The organism is Stenotrophomonas sp. PD6 (genome assembly GCF_049199305.1).
Taxonomy (GTDB): Bacteria; Pseudomonadota; Gammaproteobacteria; order Xanthomonadales; family Xanthomonadaceae; genus Stenotrophomonas.
This window is the reverse complement of record NZ_JBLZQD010000031.1, coordinates 1-15,952: the sequence shown is the minus strand read 5'-3', so window position 1 is coordinate 15,952 and position 15,952 is coordinate 1. Positions and strand designations below refer to the sequence as shown.

Below are 15,952 nucleotides of genomic sequence, written 5' to 3'. Positions count from 1 at the left end.
GGCGCCCCCGGGGGGGCGGGGGGGGGGGGGGGGGGGGGGCCCCCCGGGCGCGCCCCCCCCCCCCCCCCCCCCCCCCCCCCCCCCCCCCCCCCCCCCCCCCCCCCCCCCCCCCCCCCCCCCCCCCCCCCCCCCCCCCCCCACGGCCCTGGGCCGGCCTGCGCCGCGGGGCGGGGTCGGGCGCGGCGGGGGCGCGCCAGGAGGTGGCGTCCTTGCCCGGGGCCGGCGCGGGTGCCGGCTGGTGCAGTCGCTGCAGGCGTGCGGCGGGCAGGTCGCGCAGGCGCTGCTGCACCTGTTCGGCCAGCGCCCGCCAGCCAGCCGCATCGGGCTGGCCCTGCGCATCGCGGGGGCAGGCCTCGGCGAGCGCCTGCTGGTACTCGGCCACCGGCATGTCGAGGATCTGGGCGGCCGCCGCCTCGTCCAGCCCGCCGCCGATGCGCAGCAGCAGCGCCAACCGCGCGGGCGGGGACAGCGTGGGCAGGTGCGCCAACCCGGGCGACCACTGGCCGCCGGCGGCCGGTACCCGGATCGGCGTGCGGTGGGCCAGCAGGATCCAGAAGCGGTCCGGCCACTGGGCCATGGGCACGTCGCTGGCGATCCCGGCGAAGGCGCGCATCACCGCCACCAGCGCCTGCTCGGCAATGGGGGGGTCGCCGCACTGCAGCTCGGCCACGACCAGGGCACGGCGTTCAACGCCACGCAGGAAGGCGGACAGCGCGCCGGCTGCGGTAGTAGAAGCGGGGGCGTTCGCAGCCGTCATAGCAACTCCATCATTTGCAGAAATGATAGCGACTGCGGCATCAGTCGGGCATGCCGATGTGGGTGGTCCGTGAAGACGCTACGGCCGTCAACCGTATGGCGGCCCCGCAGGTTGTGCACAGCACCAACAAAAACGGCACAAAACAGGCGGGTGAAGGTGGGGCCACGCGTGTGTCAGCTTTGTTTCACAGTTATGTTGTTGATTTAATTGTATTTTATTGTATGGCGATTTTTTGACCAACCTAGGCTACGCTGCGGAATGCCCTGACAAACAGCTCGGACTTCGGCACTGGCACACAGACTTATCCACAGAAGATGTGGATAAGAGTGAATCTCCCCTGCCCTCAGATATTTAGCCGGTATTTAGGTTCCACGAAGGCGCCCGGCGATAGGTCCTGTGTGCTGAACACGGGGGTGCCCGACCGCTACACTGGGGCGATGTTGCCGCCTGATCCAGCCCCCCCGCTGACCCTGGAAAGCGCCCCGGTCCCGCTCCCGGACGCGGCCAGCCTGCAGGTCGCCCTGCCCTTGCCGCTGCCGCAGTGGTTCGATTACGCCGCTCCGCCCGGCGAGCCGCCGCATGCCGGCATGGTCGGCCGCCGGGTACGGGTGCCGTTCGGCTCGCGCGAGCTCGTCGGGATCGTGGCCGGCATCGGCACCGTCGCCGACGGCAACACCCTGCGCGCCGCGCTGGCGTGGCTGGACGAGGCACCGCTGCTGGGCGGGGAACTGTGGCGGTCGCTGCAGTGGCTGGCGCGTTATACCCATGCGCCGCTGGGCGAGGTGGTCAGCACCGCCCTGCCCGGCCCCCTGCGCCGCGGCGACCCGGTGGCCGACACCCATCGGTGGGGCTGGCAGCTGACCGCCGCCGGACGCGACCAGCGTGACCGCCTGCGTGCGGGCACCCGGCCGCAGCGCTTTGCCGGACTGCTGGCCGACGGCGCGGTGGACGAAGACCGCCTGGACGAGACGATGGAAGACTGGCGCGGGGCCGCCCGGGCGCTGGCCAAGCGCGGGCTGGTCGAGCGCATCGCACTGGAATACAACGCCGCGGTGCCCGGCATCCGCCCCGGTCCCACGCCCAACCCCGAACAGTCGGCCGCCATCGCGGCGATCACCGCCACGCCGGCCTTCGGTGCGTTCCTGCTCGATGGCGTGACCGGCAGCGGCAAGACCGAGGTGTACCTGCAGGCCATCGTGGCCTGCCTGGCGCGCGGCCGGCAGGCGCTGGTGCTGGTGCCGGAGATCGGGCTCACCCCGCAGACGCTGGCGCGCTTCCGCACCCGCCTGCGCATTCCGGTGCACGTGCTGCATTCGGGCCTCAACGACAACGAACGTGCCCGGGTCTGGGCCGCCGCCGCACGCGGCGAGGCGCAGGTCATCGTCGGCACCCGTTCGGCGGTGTTCACTCCCTTGCCCAACGCCGGGCTGATCGTGATCGATGAGGAACACGACGGCAGCTACAAACAGCAGGACGGCATCCGCTACCACGCACGCGACTTCGCCCTGGTGCGGGCCAAGGCACTGGATGTGCCGGTGGTGCTGGGCAGCGCCACGCCCTCGCTGGAGTCGCTGCACAACGCGCGCGCGGGCCGCTACACCCACCTGCGCCTGAAGCAGCGCGCGGGCGAGGCGCGGCCGCCGCGCGTGCGCGTGCTGGACGTGCGCAAGCGCCCGCTGAAGGACGGCTTGTCGCCCGAAGTCATGGAAGGCATCGGCCAGCACCTGCAGGCCGGCCACCAGGTGCTGGTGTTCAAGAACCGCCGCGGCTATGCGCCGGTACTGCTGTGCCACGACTGCGGCTGGACCGCCCCCTGCAAGCGCTGCGATGCACCGATGACCGTGCACGCCGGCGGCCGGCGCCTGCAATGCCACCACTGCGGCGCGCGTCAGCCGGCGCCCATGGCCTGCCCGGACTGCGCCAGCCTGGCGCTGCAGCCGCAGGGTATCGGCACCGAACGCCTCGAAGAGCGCCTGGTCGAAGCCTTCGCCGACTACCCGGTGATCCGTATCGACCGCGGCACCACCCAGCGCCGCGATGCGCTGGAAACCCAGCTGGCCACGCTCGGCGAGCGCGCCGGCATCCTGGTGGGCACCCAGATCCTGGCCAAGGGGCACGACCTGCCCAAGCTGACCCTGGTGGTGGTGGTCGGGATCGACGAAGGGCTGTTCTCGGCCGACTTCCGCGCCAGCGAGAAGCTGGCCCAGCAGCTGATCCAGGTGGCCGGCCGCGCCGGGCGCGCCACCGATGCGGGCGAAGTCTGGCTGCAGACCCATCATCCCGGCCACCCGCTGCTGGAAACCCTGGTCAACGGGGGCTACCACGCCTTTGCCGACGCCGAACTGCAGCAGCGCGAGGCCGCCGGCTTCCCACCGTTCGCGCACCTGGCGCTACTGCGTGCCGAAGCCCAGCAGGTGGAGCAGGCCAACGCGATGCTGACCGCCGTGCGCGAACTGATCGTGGACGACGTGGCGGTGGAACGCTACGGCCCGATGCCGGCGCCCATGCCGCGTCGCGCGGGCTACCAGCGCACGCAGCTGCTGCTGTCGGCGCCGTCGCGGCGACCCCTGCACGCGGTGCTGGACCTGATCACCCCGCAGATCCATGGGTTGCCGCAGGCGCGCAAGGTGCGCTGGTCGCTGGATGTGGATCCGACGGATCTTTATTGAAGCGTTCGCCTCAATAAAGATCCGTCGGGCGCGCATTCCACCTCAACCCCGCGCCTGTGGCGCGCCCCTTCAACACGAAGGGGGCTCCTCGTCTGACGGAATGGCGGTGTCAGGTCAGCGGCGTCATGACCGCTTTGACGTATGCCGGGCGCTGCTGCAGGCGCTGGTACCACGCCTCAAGATTCGGCAACGCCGGGCGCTGGATCGGCAGTTCGAACCAGGCATACACCAGCGCGCCGAGCGGGATGTCACCCATCGCGAACTGCTCGCCCGACAACCACGGTTGTTGCGCCAAGGTGGCGTCCGCCATGCCCAGCAGCTCGCCGGCACGGCTGATCGCGGCATTGATGCGGGTCTCGTCGCGGTTGGCCGGCGCGGTGCGCATGATGCCCCAGATCAGTTCGCTGTACAGCGGCGCCATCCGCGAGGTGCTCCAGTCCATCCACTTCTCGGCCTGGGCACGCGCCACCACGTCTTCGGGGTACAGCGACCCCAGCGCGTAACGCGCGGCGAGGTAACGCACGATGGTGTTGGATTCCCACAGCGGCAGGCCGTGGTCTTCGATCACCGGCACCAGACCATTGGGGTTCATCGCCACGTACTCCGGCGACTGCGTCCCGCCGAACGGGCCGCCTACTTCGATGGACTCGTACGGCAGGCCGATTTCCTCCGCGCACCACAGCACCTTGCGCACGTTGCTGGAATTGCGCCGGCCCCAGATCTTCAGCATGTTGGTTTTCCCGATGTCTGACAACGGCGATTACGATACGCCTTTGCTGTGTTTTTTTACCGCGCCTTTTTTGGCAGGGCGCGTACGTAGGTGGACTTGCCGTCCTTCTTCATCTCGAACAGACCGGTGGCGGCCAGCAGTTCGCTGAGTTTGCTGTAGCCATAGTTGCGCGAGTCGAACGAGGCCTGGTTGCCGATCTGGCTGCCGACCGGGCCCAGGTGCGACCAGCCGTCCTCACCTTCGGCCGAGGTCACCGCGCGGCGCAGCATCTGCACCAGGCGCGTGTCGCTGCGCAGCTCCGGTCCGGTCTTGCGCGGGCGGGTTTCCTCGCTGTCCTGCTCCACCTCCGGATCGGTGGCGTGGCCCCGGCCCAATGCCTCGAGATAGGTGAATTTCGAACAGGCGTTGACGAACGGCTCGGGGGTTTTCTTCTCGCCGAACCCGTACACCTTCACCCCATCGGTCAGCAGCCGCATCACCAGCGGCGTGAAGTCCGCATCGCTGGAGACGATGGCGAAACCATCCAGGTTGCGCGCGTACAGCATGTCCATCGCATCGATGACCATCGCCATGTCCGACGCGTTCTTGCCACGGCTGTAGGCGAACTGCTGGATCGGGCGGATGGCGTATTCGTGCAGCACGCCTTCCCAGCCTTTCAGCCGCGGGCTTTTCCAGTTGCCGTAGGCGCGGCGCACATTGGCCACGCCATAGCGTGCCACTTCGGCCAGCACCACGTCGATCTTCGACGAGGGCGCGTTGTCGGCATCGATCAGCAACGCGATGCGCTTTTCCGGTTCGTTCATCTCAGCCTCCAGAGCGGTTGCGGGCCGCCGCCGTGCGAGCGCGACGGCTGCTGAACCCAGTATCTGTCATCCACGTGAACATCGTGCTTCACGTGCGACGATACGTCGCGTCGACCCTGTCCGGAGTCCCTGCATGACCCGCGATCCCCTGCCCCACCTGGTCATCATCGGTGGCGGTTTTGCCGGCCTATGGGCCACCCGCGCACTGGCCAGCGCGCGCGTCCGTATCACCCTGGTGGACCGTCGCAACCACCATCTGTTCCAGCCCCTGCTCTATCAGGTCGCCACTGCCGGCCTGTCCGCGCCCGACATCGCCGCGCCGCTGCGGCACATCCTCGGCCACCAGCGCAACGTGGAAGTGCGGCTGGGCGAAGTCACCGCCATCGACAAGCATGCCCGCCAGATCACGCTGGCCGACGGCAATCAGCTGGGCTATGACACCCTGATGCTGTGCACCGGCGCCACCCACGCCTATTTCGGTCACGACGAATGGGCGGCCGATGCGCCCGGTCTGAAGACACTGGACGATGCGATCGCGCTGCGCCGCAAACTGCTGCTGGCCTTCGAGCGCGCCGAGGCTGAACCCGATCCGGTCCGCAAGGCCGCCTGGCTCAGCTTCGCCGTGGTTGGCGGCGGCCCCACCGGGGTGGAGCTGGCCGGCACCCTGGCGGAAATCGCCCGCCACACGCTGCGCAACGAGTTCCGCCATATCGACCCGGCCACGGCCAAGGTGCGCTTGGTTGAAGCCGGCCCACGGGTGTTGTCCAGCTTCCCCGAGGTGCTGTCACTGAAGGCGCGCCGCCAGTTGGAGAAGCTCGGCGTGGAAGTCCTTACCGGAACGCCGGTGAGCAACATCAACGGCAACGGCTTCCAGCTGGGCGAACAGTTCATCGACGCACGCACGGTGGTGTGGGCCGCCGGCGTGGCCGCCTCACCGCTCGCGCGCACGCTGGAGGTGCCGCTGGACCGCGCCGGGCGCGTGCCGGTGCAGCCCGACCTGACGATTGAAGGCCATCCCGAGATCTTCGTGGCCGGCGACCTGGCCGCGCTGAGCCAGGCCAACGGCAAGCCCGTACCGGGCGTGGCGCCGGCCGCCAAGCAGATGGGCAAGCACGTCGCCGCGACCGTGCGCGCGCGGCTGGACGGCAAACCGGCACCGGGCGCGTTCACGTACCAGGACTTCGGCAACCTCGCCACCATTGGCCGCATGGCGGCCATCGTCCACCTTGGGCGGTTGCAGCTGTCCGGCGTGCTGGCCTGGTGGTTCTGGCTGGCCGCACACGTGTTCTTCCTGATCGGCTTCCGCAACCGCATCGTGGTGCTGCTCAACTGGGCGGTGGCGTACTGGAGCTACCAGCGCAGCGCGCGGATCATCTTTGGCGATGACCAGGAGGACCGGCGGGTACGCGGCAACGAAGAACGCTGATTCGTAGAGCGACGCCATGCGTCGCTGTCGTTCAGATCACGCTGCAGCATTCACTCGCCCACGTCGGCGTCATTGCCACGCGCCAGATGCACGTCCCAGGTACACAGGTAATCCGGGTTGCTGATCGTCAGCGCTATCGAGCGCAAGGTGTAATCGCCCGGTGCGGCTGGCGTGTAGTGGTCCAGCGTGGGCGGCAGGAACAGTTCCTCGCCGTCCACCGCGCTGGCCAGCACCACGCCCTCGTCGTCGTTGATGCGCAGCACTTCGCCCGCGAACTGGCGATGCTCCAGCGCGTTGCCGTCGGCATCCAGGTAAGTGATGCCGGCAAGCACCGTCTTGCCCAGCATTGCCCGGGCCTTGTCGCTGTCGTTGAGGGTCATGGCATGCCGACCGGGGCTCAGTCCTGCACCATGCAGCCCCAGCCGTCGATGCGGCCCTCGAATTTGGCCGCCTCCGATTCCAGCAACGCTTCGAACCCGGCAACGTTGTCGTGGGTCGGCACCATCAGCGGATGCACCAGCACCTGCCAGGGGAAGTCGTCGTTGCCTTCGTAGGCAGAGAGCGACACCTTCTGTTCGTTGCGGAGCAGGTGCACCGAGAAACGGATGGCGGCCTCTTCATCGGGGAAGATCACCGCGAAATCGACCTCCCGCGCGATGGAGAGGTCATCCCCGTCCTGCAGCATCTTCCACAGCACGTCGCCGTTCTCGTCTTCGGGGTACTGCGTGAGGTCGCGTGACATGGGTTTCCAGTGGCGGCAGGGGGACAACGCGATCTTCCCATGTCGCACCGCTCAGCAGTCAATTCCGGTGGGCAGCAGGAGCACCGCTACCGCTGCCGTGAGTGCACTGCCGAGCACGCTCACCCGGGCGGCTCCGCAATCGCCTGCAGCCAGGCGAGCTTGCGGTCGCGTGGCTGCCGCTTGAGTTCGCATTCGGCCTTCGACGCCGCTGAGCGATCCGGGTAGGCGCGCATGGCCAACACCCTCAGCGGCGGGTTTGCCCGCGTGTAGCGCGCGCCCTTGCCGGCCAGGTGGGCCTGGAAGCGGGCGTCCACGTCGTTGCTGATGCCGGCGTAGTAGCTGCCGTTGCGGCATTCCAGCAGGTAGACGTACCAGGGGGCGGGTTCAGCGGGCATACCGGGATTATCCACCTCCATGGCGGCGCTGGCTGCTAGAATCCGCCCCGGATGCAGGAGAGAGGCGCCGCGCTGGCGCCCGCCGAAGGCGCAGGCTCCCATAATCGCTCAGGCCGGTGGCTCGATACGCCACCAACCATGCATCCAACACGCCGATCTGGAGAGAGGTCTTCAATGACCCGCCGAAGGGGCACGTGGCCTGGCCACTGAACTCTCAGGCAAAAGGACAGCGGGAGCGGCAACGGAATCCCACCCTGCGACAGTGCTACGGCGCTGGCGTGGCCCGTGCGCGTTCCGTCCCCGCCTGTGCCGTACCCGGAGCCGCCCATGCTGCTGTCACTGATCTACCTCATCGCCATTTCCGCCGAAGCCATGACCGGGGCGCTGTCCGCCGGGCGGCGGCGCATGGACCTGTTCGGCGTGGTGATCATCGCCTGCGTCACCGCCCTGGGCGGCGGTTCACTGCGCGACATCGTGCTCGGCCATTACCCGCTGGGCTGGGTGAAGCACCCGGAGTACCTGGGCTTCACCATCTGCGCCGCCCTGATCGCCACCTGGATCGCGCGCTGGATGCACCACTTCCGCCGCACCTTCCTGGTGCTGGATGGTCTGGGACTGATCGCCTTCACGCTGATCGGCTGCGCGGTCGCGCGCGACGGCGGGCATTCGGTGCCGATCGTGCTGATCGCCGGCATGCTTACCGGTGCGTTCGGCGGCGTGCTGCGCGACGTGCTGTGCAACGAAGTGCCGCTGATTTTCCAGAAGGAACTCTATGCAGTGATCACCCTGCTGACCGGCGCGGCCTGGCTGGGCCTGCTGGAACTGGGTGTCTCGCTCAACGCCGCCACCCTGTGGTGCCTGGGCGGCGGCTTCGCGTTCCGGCTGCTGGCGATCCACTTCAAGTGGGAGATGCCAAAGTTCGTGTACCGCGACGAGGTGCATTGAGAATCAATGCGCCTTGTCGCGATACACGAACGGTAGCACCGGACTGTTAGTCCGGTGACCTTCTCATGTGGCGTGTGGCTTCGTCCGTGCTCAGCGGTCCCAAGGCGCCTTGTAGCTCAGCAGGCGACAGATGGCCGCATTGTCTTCGAGGGATGCACCAAGTGCAGCGTTGAAGCGCCGCAGGTTATCAGTGCTCAGCACGAACTGGGTCTGATCCGCGTGTCGGTCGGGCGCGCCTCTTTTTGCAGGCACGCGGATCGCCAAGACGTTGCTGGTCGTGCCCGCGGGACGATCTGACAACCACTCTTCATTTGTGTTCATCGCAGACACACTCCGTCAAGAACTCAAGGCAGGCCGACAGTGTGCGTGACAGCGGAAAATCCAACCAATTGATTTTATTGGCAGAACCGGCATTTTCAGTAGGTGCGGTGTCGTGTAGCGGGGCAGAGCCCCGCTCTACGGCGGCCTGGGGTCAGGCTGCTTCGCTCAGCCGGCGCGCGCGACGCGCACGTACTGCCTGGGCCAGCGATTCGAGCACGGCCAGCGAGCTGTCCCAGCCGATGCAGCCGTCGGTGATGCTCTGGCCGTAGACCAGCGGTTCGCCCTCGACCAGGTCCTGGCGGCCGGCCACCAGATGGCTTTCCACCATGACACCCACGATGCGGTCCTCGCCCGCCGCCAGCTGCGCGTTGATATCGGCGATTACCTTGGGCTGGTTCTCGGGATTCTTGCTGCTGTTGGCATGGCTGGCATCGATCATCAGCCGCGCCGGCAACTGCGCCTTGGCCAGGGTCTGGCTGGCGGCATCCACACTGGCCGCGTCGAAGTTGGGCACCTTGCCGCCGCGCAGGATCACGTGGCAGTCCGGGTTGCCGGCGGTGGCCACAATGGCGGTGTCGCCCTGCTTGGTCACCGACAGGAAGTGATGCGGGTTGGAGGCCGCGCCCACCGCATCGGCGGCGATCTTGATGTTGCCGTCGGTGCCGTTCTTGAAGCCTACCGGGCACGATAGCCCGGAGGCCAGTTCGCGGTGCACCTGGCTTTCGGTGGTGCGCGCACCGATCGCGCCCCAGGCCACCAGGTCGGCGATGTACTGCGGCGAGATCACGTCGAGGAATTCCACACCGGCCGGCAGTCCAAGCTTGTTGATGTCGCGCAGCAGGCCGCGCGCAACGCGCAGGCCCTTGTTGATCTGGAAGCTGCCATCCAGGTCCGGATCGTTGATCAGGCCCTTCCAGCCCACGGTGGTGCGCGGCTTCTCGAAGTACACGCGCATGACGATTTCCAGCTCGTCGGCGTAGGCGTCACGCAGCGGCTTGAGCCGCTGTGCGTATTCGATGGCGGCCACCGGGTCGTGGATCGAGCACGGGCCGATCACCACGGCCAGGCGGTCGTCGCGGCCGTGCAGAATCTCGTGCAGGGCGGCGCGCGAGGCGCTTACCGTGGCAGACGCTTCATCGTCGCAGGGCAGCAGGGTCAGCAGCTGCGCCGGCGGCGTGAGCGGCTCGATTTTTCGGATGCGAAGGTCGTCGGTGTGGGGGGGCATGGGGGGTGTCTCCTGGAAGGTGGGGGTCCCCAGCGCGGCGGCAACAAAAAAGCCGCCAGGTGCGCTGGCGGCTTTCGGGAATGCGTCTGAAGTTTCTTCAGGGTGAGCGCATGCCTTCCTCCGCCGGTGGCTTCGGAAAGTAATACCAAAAGTAGGAATTGGCGTGGCGTGCGTTCATTGAGGCGTATTGATATCACAGGGGTTTGGGGCTGCCAACTGTTTCATTCGCAACTGCGGGGTGGCATTCACCCACCACCGGACGCCATTGGGCGGCATGACTTTCGGCGCTGGTGAGCGCACATGCGGCCGGTAGGATGCGGGGCGAGTCCTGGAGGAGTGCCGTGCATGCGCCCGTTCGTCCTGATGCTCTCCCTGTTGTTGCCTGCCTCGGCAGCGCTCGCTGCTGATTCACCTGCCGTGTTGCCTTCCGCATCTGCCGTCGAAGCAGAGATGCAGCGCCTGATGCGGGCCACCCACGCACAGGGTCTCGCGCTGGCCGTCATCGATCGCGGCAAGGTCGTGCAGGTCCATGCTCTGGGGAACCGCAATGCGGCCGGCGAGCCGCTGCAGCCCGACACCGTCATGTATGCCGCGTCGCTGACCAAGACTGCCTTTGCCTATAGCGTGATGCAGCTGGTGGATGAAGGCGTGCTGGACCTGGACCGCCCCATCGGCGAGTACCTGGACCGTCCGCTGCCCGACTACCCTGCCGAGAAAAGCTACGCACCGTGGCCGGATCTGAAGGACGACCCACGCTGGCGGCAGCTCACCGCGCGCATGCTGCTCAGTCACCGCAGCGGTTTCTCCAACTTCGCATTCCTGGAACCGGAGGGAAAACTGCGCCTGCATTTCGACCCCGGCACGCGCTATGCCTATTCCGGCGAGGGTTTGATCCTGCTGCAGTTCGTCCTGGAGAAGGGACTTGGCCTGGACGTGGGCAGCCAGATGCAGCAGCGCGTGTTCGACCGCTTCGGCATGACCCGTACCAGCATGACCTGGCGTGCGGACTTCGCGGACAACCTGGCCGATGGCTGGACTGCAGACGGCAGCACCGAGCCGCATGACGAACGCAGCCGCGTGCGTGCGGCCGGGTCGATGGACACCACGATCACCGACATCGCGCGTTTCGCTGCCGGGCTGGTTCGGGGCGAAGGGCTTTCGCCCGGTGCGAGACGCGAGATGGTACGTGCGCAGTGGCCGATCACCACCGCCTCGCAGTTCCCCACCCTGCAGGACGAGCTGCCACCGGAACAGCGCCGTGCCGACCTCGCCGCAGGGCTGGGCGTAGTGGTGTTCGACGGCCCGCAGGGGCATGCGTTCTACAAGGGCGGCCACGATGATGCGGTAGGCAACACGCTGGTGTGCGTCGAACGCGGGCAGCGCTGCGTGGTGATCCTGGGCAACGATGTGCGCGCCGAGGCCGCGTTCCCCGCGCTGGTGCGCCTGGTGTTGGGTGAGACCGGCGCGCCATGGACGTGGGAATACGGCAACAAGACGTTCGTGGAGTGAGGGACAACAAAAAAAACCCCGCCTTTCGGCGGGGTTTTTCATCGGACCGATGGGTGCCAGCCGAACGCTGGCAGTGGCATCAGAAGTCCATGCCGCCCATGCCACCCATACCGCCCATACCGCCGCCTGCTGCACCGGCGCCGTCATCCTTCTTCGGCGAATCGGCCACCATGGCTTCGGTGGTGATCATCAGGCCAGCGATCGAAGCGGCGTTCTGCAGCGCCGAACGGGTCACCTTGGTCGGGTCCAGGATGCCGAAGGCCAGCATGTCGCCGAACTCACCGGTGGCGGCGTTGTAGCCGAAGCTGCCGGTGCCTTCCTTGACCTTGTTGACGATGACCGACGGCTCTTCGCCGGCGTTGGCAACGATTTCGCGCAGCGGGGCTTCCATCGCGCGCAGGGCGATCTGGATGCCGTGGTTCTGGTCTTCGTTGTTGCCCTTCAGGCCGGACAGCGCGCTGACGGCACGCACCAGGGCGACGCCGCCGCCCGGGACCACGCCTTCTTCAACGGCTGCACGGGTAGCGTGCAGGGCGTCGTCGACGCGGTCCTTCTTTTCCTTCATTTCGATTTCGGTCGAGGCGCCGACCTTGATCACGGCAACACCGCCGGCCAGCTTGGCCACGCGTTCCTGCAGCTTCTCACGGTCGTAGTCCGACGAGGTTTCTTCGATCTGCGCCTTGATGTTGGTCACGCGCGCAGCGATGTCTTCCTGCTTGCCGGCACCGTCGATGATGATGGTGTTTTCCTTGGAGACCTGCACCTTCTTCGCATGACCCAGGTCAGCGATGGTGGCCTTCTCCAGCGACAGGCCGACTTCCTCGGAAATCACGGTGCCGCCGGTCAGCACGGCCATGTCCTGCAGCATCGCCTTGCGACGATCGCCGAAGCCCGGAGCCTTGACGGCCACGACCTTGACGATGCCACGGATGGTGTTGACCACCAGGGTGGCCAGCGCTTCGCCTTCGACTTCTTCAGCGACGATCAGCAGCGGCTTGCCGGCCTTGGCGACGCCTTCCAGCACGGGCAGCAGGTCGCGGACGTTGGAGATCTTCTTGTCGAACAGCAGGATGTACGGGTCATCCAGGTCGGCGGTCTGCGACTGCTGGTTGTTGACGAAGTACGGCGAGAGGTAGCCGCGATCGAACTGCATGCCCTCCACGACGTCCAGCTCGTTTTCCAGGCCCGAGCCTTCCTCGACGGTGATGACGCCTTCCTTGCCGACCTTCTTCATCGCTTCAGCGATGATGTTGCCGATCGACTCGTCCGAGTTGGCCGAGATCGTGCCGACCTGGGCAATGGCCTTGTCGTCGACGGTGGGCTTGGAGATGTTCTTCAGCTCGGCGACGGCGGCCACGACGGCCTTGTCGATACCGCGCTTGAGGTCCATCGGGTTCATGCCGGCCGCAACGGCCTTGGCGCCTTCGCGGATCAGGGCCTGGGCCAGCACGGTGGCGGTGGTGGTGCCGTCGCCGGCGTCGTCGTTGGTACGCGACGCGACTTCCTTCACCATCTGCGCGCCCATGTTCTCGAACGCATCAGCCAGTTCGATTTCCTTGGCGACGGACACGCCGTCCTTGGTGATGGTCGGGGCGCCGAAGCTCTTCTGCAGCACGACGTTGCGGCCCTTCGGGCCCAGGGTGGCCTTGACGGCATTGGCGAGCACGTTGACGCCGCGCACCATGCGCGAACGGGCGTCTTCACCGAAACGAATATCTTTGGCAGCCATGTGCGTTTACCTTTTTATGTGATTGCCGGGCAGTGCCCGGCGACATTGATCTGGGCAGCGGGGCAGAGCCCCGCTCTACGAGTCAGCGGCGGGGCAGTGCCCCGCGAGGCGAATCAGCCAACGATGGCCAGGATGTCGTCTTCGCGCAGGACCTTGTATTCCACGCCTTCGCTCTTGTAGCTGCTGCCGGCGTACTGGCCGTAGATGACCTTGTCGCCCACCTTCAGGGACGGCGCGCGGACGCTGCCGTTGTCCAGCGGCTTGCCCGGGCCCACGGCCACAACTTCACCCTTGGTCGACTTTTCCTTGGCGGAGTCGGGGATGAGGATGCCGCCGGCGGAGATTTCGTCGGCTTCGATCGGCTTGACCACGACGCGGTCGTGAAGCGGCTTGATGCTCATGTGGGACCTCTTAAGTTATTGATTGGGCTGAAAAAGTCCGGCGATATTAGCACTCACCCAGGGTGACTGCCAGCAACGCTCGTGAAAAAACCCGCCAGTGCGGGACAGGGCAGAGATGGTGCTGCCGCCCGCCCTTTCAAGGGGCCGCCGGGAAATTTCTGTCCGGCGGTGGGCCAGTCCGGGCCCCGGAGCCGGCGCATCGCCCCCGGCGGCCAAGACCCCCGCTATTCATCCGCCAATTTCTTGACGCACGTCCCATTGCGGAGTGCCGATCACGACATCTCGATAGATGTGTCATCTGGATTGGCTAGATTCGGCCGGCAAAACCCAATCACAAGGAGCTGTAGATGAGGTTGCTCACACCGCTATCGCTGGGGTGCCTGCTGGCATTGGCTGCCAGCCCCGCCCAGGCCGACGTTTTCATCAATGAACTGCATTACGACGACAGCACCGCCGCCGGGGACGTGGGCGAGGCCATCGAAGTGGTCGCCACCGGGGGCGAGGACCTCGGCAGCTACCGCCTGTACCTGTACAACGGCAGCACCCCGTCGGCCGCCACGGTCTACGCCAACAACGCGGTCCCGGCCGGCACCGCCGCCGGCTGCGGCAAGGCCAGCGTCGCCACGGTCACCTACCCCACCAACGGCGTGCAGAACGGTCCCAACGACGGCATCGCGCTGGTCGATGGCAGCGGCAAGGTCGTCCAGTTCATCAGCTATGAAGGCACCATCACCGCCTCGGGCGGCCCGGCCGCCGGGCTGACCAGCCAGAACATTCCGGTCAGCGAGACCAACAGCACCGCGCCGGGCACCTCGCTGCAGCTCACCGGCAGCGGCAGCCAGTACGCGCACTTCACCTGGGCCGCCTCGGCCGCGCAGACCTTCGGCGCCTGCAACACCGGCCAGACCTTCAGCGGTGGCGGCAGCACCGGGCCCAACACCCCGCCGTCGGTGAGCACCACCACCCCCGAACAGGGCGCCACGACCTTCCCGGCCGCCGCCGATCTGGCCGTGACCTTCAGTGAAACGGTGACCGTCACCAGCGGTGCGTTCACGCTGAGCTGCGGCCAGTCCGGCACGGTGCCGCTCACCCACGCCAGCAGCGGCACCCGCTTCACGCTGTCCACCAACACCGCGCTGGTGGCCGGTGAGGCCTGCCGGTTCGACATCCGCGCCGCCCGCATCAAGGACGCGCAGGGCGCACGCCCGGCCGCCGACACCCGCATCGCCTTCACCGTGGCCAGCGGCGGTACCGACCCCGGCCCGGGGCCCGACCCGGATCCGGGCACCTACTATTCCAAGGTCAACACCTCCAGCCCCAGCCAGCTGCGCTGCTCGCTGCACGCCACCATCAAGGGCCATACCTCCTACCCCTACAGCGGCTCGGGCACCAGCACCTGGACCATCCTGGAAATCGCCGACGAGGATCCCAACAACAGCGGCCGCATCCTGGACGCCTACCGCAACCGCAGCTACGCCAAGGTGAGCGACCGCGCAGGCACCGGCAGCGGGCTGACCTACAACCGCGAGCACACCTGGCCGAACTCGCTGGGCTTTGCCAGCACCACCGGCGACAAGGGCCTGCCGTACGCCCCGTACACCGACACGCACATGCTGTACCTGACCGATGCCCAGTGGAACGCCGACCGCGGCAACAAGCCGTTCGCCAAGTGCGACAGCAACTGCGGCGAGCGTGCCACCGAGGCCAACAACGGCCAGGGCGGTGGCAGCGGTGGCTACCCGGGCAACTCCAACTGGGTGCGCACCCCGGACGGCAACACCGGCACCTTCGAGGTATGGGGGCGTCGCAAGGGCGACATGGCGCGTGCGGTGATGTACATGGCCATCCGTTATGAGGGCGGCAAGGACGCGGCCACCGGCCAATCCGAACCGGACCTGGAGCTGACCGACGACCGCAGCAAGATCGTCAAGACCTCCAGCTCGCCGGCCTACATGGGCCTGCTCTCGACCCTGATCGACTGGCACCTGTCCGACCCGCCGGATGCGGCCGAACGTGCCCGCAATGAAGTGATCTACAGCTTCCAGGGCAACCGCAACCCGTTCATCGACCACCCCGAGTGGGCCACCCCGGCCCTGTTCACCTCGGCCCAGCCGGCAACCTGCCAGTTGGCGAATTGATGCGTTTGCAGGCGCCGGCCAGAGGCCGGCGCCACCGCGTCTGACCCGTGTCGGGGGGGGGGCGGGGGGGGGCGGCCGGGGGGCGGGGGGGGGGGTGGAATTAAAAAGGGGGGGTTTAGGGACGCCGGGCCCCGTTAATTTTTTTGACCACCAACCCCCCCC

General features: G+C 67.3%; 14 protein-coding genes, 1 pseudogene and 2 riboswitches. Of the genes and pseudogenes, 5 read left to right on the top strand and 10 right to left on the bottom strand.

Features of this window, described 5'->3' with window-relative positions:
- Positions 1 to 757: pseudogene (locus ACOZHM_RS20575) on the bottom strand (hypothetical protein); the annotation flags it as partial.
- Positions 758 to 1,194: 437 nt separating this feature from the next.
- Between ACOZHM_RS20575 and ACOZHM_RS20570 the strand changes: the two are divergent.
- A complete protein-coding gene (locus ACOZHM_RS20570; protein ID WP_421571208.1) occupies positions 1,195 to 3,426 on the top strand; it encodes a primosomal protein N' in 2,232 nt (743 codons plus the stop codon).
- A gap of 109 nt (positions 3,427 to 3,535) precedes the next feature.
- On the opposite strand, the gene ACOZHM_RS20565 is transcribed toward ACOZHM_RS20570, so the two are convergent.
- Together ACOZHM_RS20565 and ACOZHM_RS20560 are read right to left on the bottom strand one after the other, a co-directional pair.
- Positions 3,536 to 4,156, bottom strand: coding sequence for a glutathione S-transferase family protein (locus ACOZHM_RS20565; RefSeq protein WP_421571207.1), 621 nt, complete (start codon positions 4,154 to 4,156; stop codon positions 3,536 to 3,538).
- A gap of 56 nt (positions 4,157 to 4,212) precedes the next feature.
- Positions 4,213 to 4,959: an NYN domain-containing protein gene (locus tag ACOZHM_RS20560; protein WP_421571206.1), complete on the bottom strand. Its 747-nt coding sequence runs from the start codon at positions 4,957 to 4,959 to the stop codon at positions 4,213 to 4,215.
- Between the two features lie 133 nt (positions 4,960 to 5,092).
- On the opposite strand from ACOZHM_RS20560, the gene ACOZHM_RS20555 reads away from it, so the two are divergent.
- A complete protein-coding gene (locus ACOZHM_RS20555) occupies positions 5,093 to 6,385 on the top strand; it encodes an NAD(P)/FAD-dependent oxidoreductase (RefSeq protein ID WP_421571205.1) in 1,293 nt (430 codons plus the stop codon).
- A gap of 50 nt (positions 6,386 to 6,435) precedes the next feature.
- Here the strand turns inward: ACOZHM_RS20555 and ACOZHM_RS20550 are convergent, their stop codons facing one another.
- The 3 genes from ACOZHM_RS20550 to ACOZHM_RS20540 form a co-directional block, all read right to left on the bottom strand.
- A complete protein-coding gene (locus tag ACOZHM_RS20550) occupies positions 6,436 to 6,765 on the bottom strand; it encodes a hypothetical protein (RefSeq protein WP_421571204.1) in 330 nt (109 codons plus the stop codon).
- 17 nt (positions 6,766 to 6,782) lie between these two features.
- Complete coding sequence (locus ACOZHM_RS20545) at positions 6,783 to 7,127, bottom strand: ribonuclease E inhibitor RraB (RefSeq protein ID WP_421571203.1); 345 nt, start codon at positions 7,125 to 7,127, stop codon at positions 6,783 to 6,785.
- 119 nt (positions 7,128 to 7,246) lie between these two features.
- Positions 7,247 to 7,543, bottom strand: a complete 297-nt coding sequence (locus ACOZHM_RS20540; protein ID WP_421571202.1) for a GIY-YIG nuclease family protein — start codon at positions 7,541 to 7,543, stop codon at positions 7,247 to 7,249.
- A 23-nt stretch (positions 7,544 to 7,566) separates the two neighbouring features.
- A riboswitch (glycine riboswitch) is annotated at positions 7,567 to 7,649 on the top strand.
- A gap of 20 nt (positions 7,650 to 7,669) precedes the next feature.
- Positions 7,670 to 7,760: riboswitch (glycine riboswitch) on the top strand.
- An 89-nt stretch (positions 7,761 to 7,849) separates the two neighbouring features.
- Between ACOZHM_RS20540 and ACOZHM_RS20535 the strand changes: the two genes are divergently transcribed.
- Positions 7,850 to 8,467 (top strand): trimeric intracellular cation channel family protein, encoded by a 618-nt coding sequence (locus ACOZHM_RS20535; protein WP_421571201.1) that lies wholly within the window; start codon positions 7,850 to 7,852, stop codon positions 8,465 to 8,467.
- A 90-nt stretch (positions 8,468 to 8,557) separates the two neighbouring features.
- Here ACOZHM_RS20535 and ACOZHM_RS20530 read toward each other — a convergent pair whose 3' ends face one another.
- The gene (locus ACOZHM_RS20530) at positions 8,558 to 8,788 is read right to left on the bottom strand and encodes a hypothetical protein (protein ID WP_421571200.1); all 231 of its coding nucleotides are present in this window, start codon (positions 8,786 to 8,788) and stop codon (positions 8,558 to 8,560) included.
- Between the two features lie 151 nt (positions 8,789 to 8,939).
- Entirely contained in the window at positions 8,940 to 10,013 is a 1,074-nt protein-coding gene (locus ACOZHM_RS20525; RefSeq protein ID WP_421571199.1) for a 3-deoxy-7-phosphoheptulonate synthase, read from the bottom strand.
- Positions 10,014 to 10,358: 345 nt separating this feature from the next.
- Between ACOZHM_RS20525 and ACOZHM_RS20520 the strand changes: the two genes are divergently transcribed.
- Positions 10,359 to 11,522 (top strand): serine hydrolase domain-containing protein, encoded by a 1,164-nt coding sequence (locus ACOZHM_RS20520; protein WP_421571198.1) that lies wholly within the window; start codon positions 10,359 to 10,361, stop codon positions 11,520 to 11,522.
- Positions 11,523 to 11,601: 79 nt separating this feature from the next.
- Here the strand turns inward: ACOZHM_RS20520 and groL are convergent, their stop codons facing one another.
- Together groL and ACOZHM_RS20510 are read right to left on the bottom strand one after the other, a co-directional pair.
- The gene (gene groL / locus ACOZHM_RS20515; RefSeq protein ID WP_421571197.1) at positions 11,602 to 13,251 is read right to left on the bottom strand and encodes a chaperonin GroEL; all 1,650 of its coding nucleotides are present in this window, start codon (positions 13,249 to 13,251) and stop codon (positions 11,602 to 11,604) included.
- Positions 13,252 to 13,364: 113 nt separating this feature from the next.
- Complete coding sequence (locus ACOZHM_RS20510) at positions 13,365 to 13,652, bottom strand: co-chaperone GroES (RefSeq protein ID WP_421571196.1); 288 nt, start codon at positions 13,650 to 13,652, stop codon at positions 13,365 to 13,367.
- A 347-nt stretch (positions 13,653 to 13,999) separates the two neighbouring features.
- Between ACOZHM_RS20510 and ACOZHM_RS20505 the strand changes: the two genes are divergently transcribed.
- Complete coding sequence (locus ACOZHM_RS20505; protein ID WP_421571195.1) at positions 14,000 to 15,790, top strand: endonuclease; 1,791 nt, start codon at positions 14,000 to 14,002, stop codon at positions 15,788 to 15,790.
- The last annotated feature ends 162 nt before the right edge of the window (positions 15,791 to 15,952 follow it).

Excerpts from the sequence above, each read along its gene's own strand:
- ACOZHM_RS20570 (WP_421571208.1), top strand. The coding sequence starts at position 1,195 with ATGTTGCCGCCTGATCCAGCCCCCCCGCTGACCCTGGAAAGCGCCCCG.
- ACOZHM_RS20530 (WP_421571200.1), bottom strand. The coding sequence starts at position 8,788 with ATGAACACAAATGAAGAGTGGTTGTCAGATCGTCCCGCGGGCACGACC.
- ACOZHM_RS20545 (WP_421571203.1), bottom strand. The coding sequence starts at position 7,127 with ATGTCACGCGACCTCACGCAGTACCCCGAAGACGAGAACGGCGACGTG.
- ACOZHM_RS20510 (WP_421571196.1), bottom strand. The coding sequence starts at position 13,652 with ATGAGCATCAAGCCGCTTCACGACCGCGTCGTGGTCAAGCCGATCGAA.
- ACOZHM_RS20560 (WP_421571206.1), bottom strand. The coding sequence starts at position 4,959 with ATGAACGAACCGGAAAAGCGCATCGCGTTGCTGATCGATGCCGACAAC.
- groL (WP_421571197.1), bottom strand. The coding sequence starts at position 13,251 with ATGGCTGCCAAAGATATTCGTTTCGGTGAAGACGCCCGTTCGCGCATG.
- ACOZHM_RS20550 (WP_421571204.1), bottom strand. The coding sequence starts at position 6,765 with ATGACCCTCAACGACAGCGACAAGGCCCGGGCAATGCTGGGCAAGACG.
- ACOZHM_RS20520 (WP_421571198.1), top strand. The coding sequence starts at position 10,359 with ATGCGCCCGTTCGTCCTGATGCTCTCCCTGTTGTTGCCTGCCTCGGCA.
- ACOZHM_RS20555 (WP_421571205.1), top strand. The coding sequence starts at position 5,093 with ATGACCCGCGATCCCCTGCCCCACCTGGTCATCATCGGTGGCGGTTTT.
- ACOZHM_RS20535 (WP_421571201.1), top strand. The coding sequence starts at position 7,850 with ATGCTGCTGTCACTGATCTACCTCATCGCCATTTCCGCCGAAGCCATG.
- ACOZHM_RS20525 (WP_421571199.1), bottom strand. The coding sequence starts at position 10,013 with ATGCCCCCCCACACCGACGACCTTCGCATCCGAAAAATCGAGCCGCTC.
- ACOZHM_RS20505 (WP_421571195.1), top strand. The coding sequence starts at position 14,000 with ATGAGGTTGCTCACACCGCTATCGCTGGGGTGCCTGCTGGCATTGGCT.
- ACOZHM_RS20540 (WP_421571202.1), bottom strand. The coding sequence starts at position 7,543 with ATGGAGGTGGATAATCCCGGTATGCCCGCTGAACCCGCCCCCTGGTAC.
- ACOZHM_RS20565 (WP_421571207.1), bottom strand. The coding sequence starts at position 4,156 with ATGCTGAAGATCTGGGGCCGGCGCAATTCCAGCAACGTGCGCAAGGTG.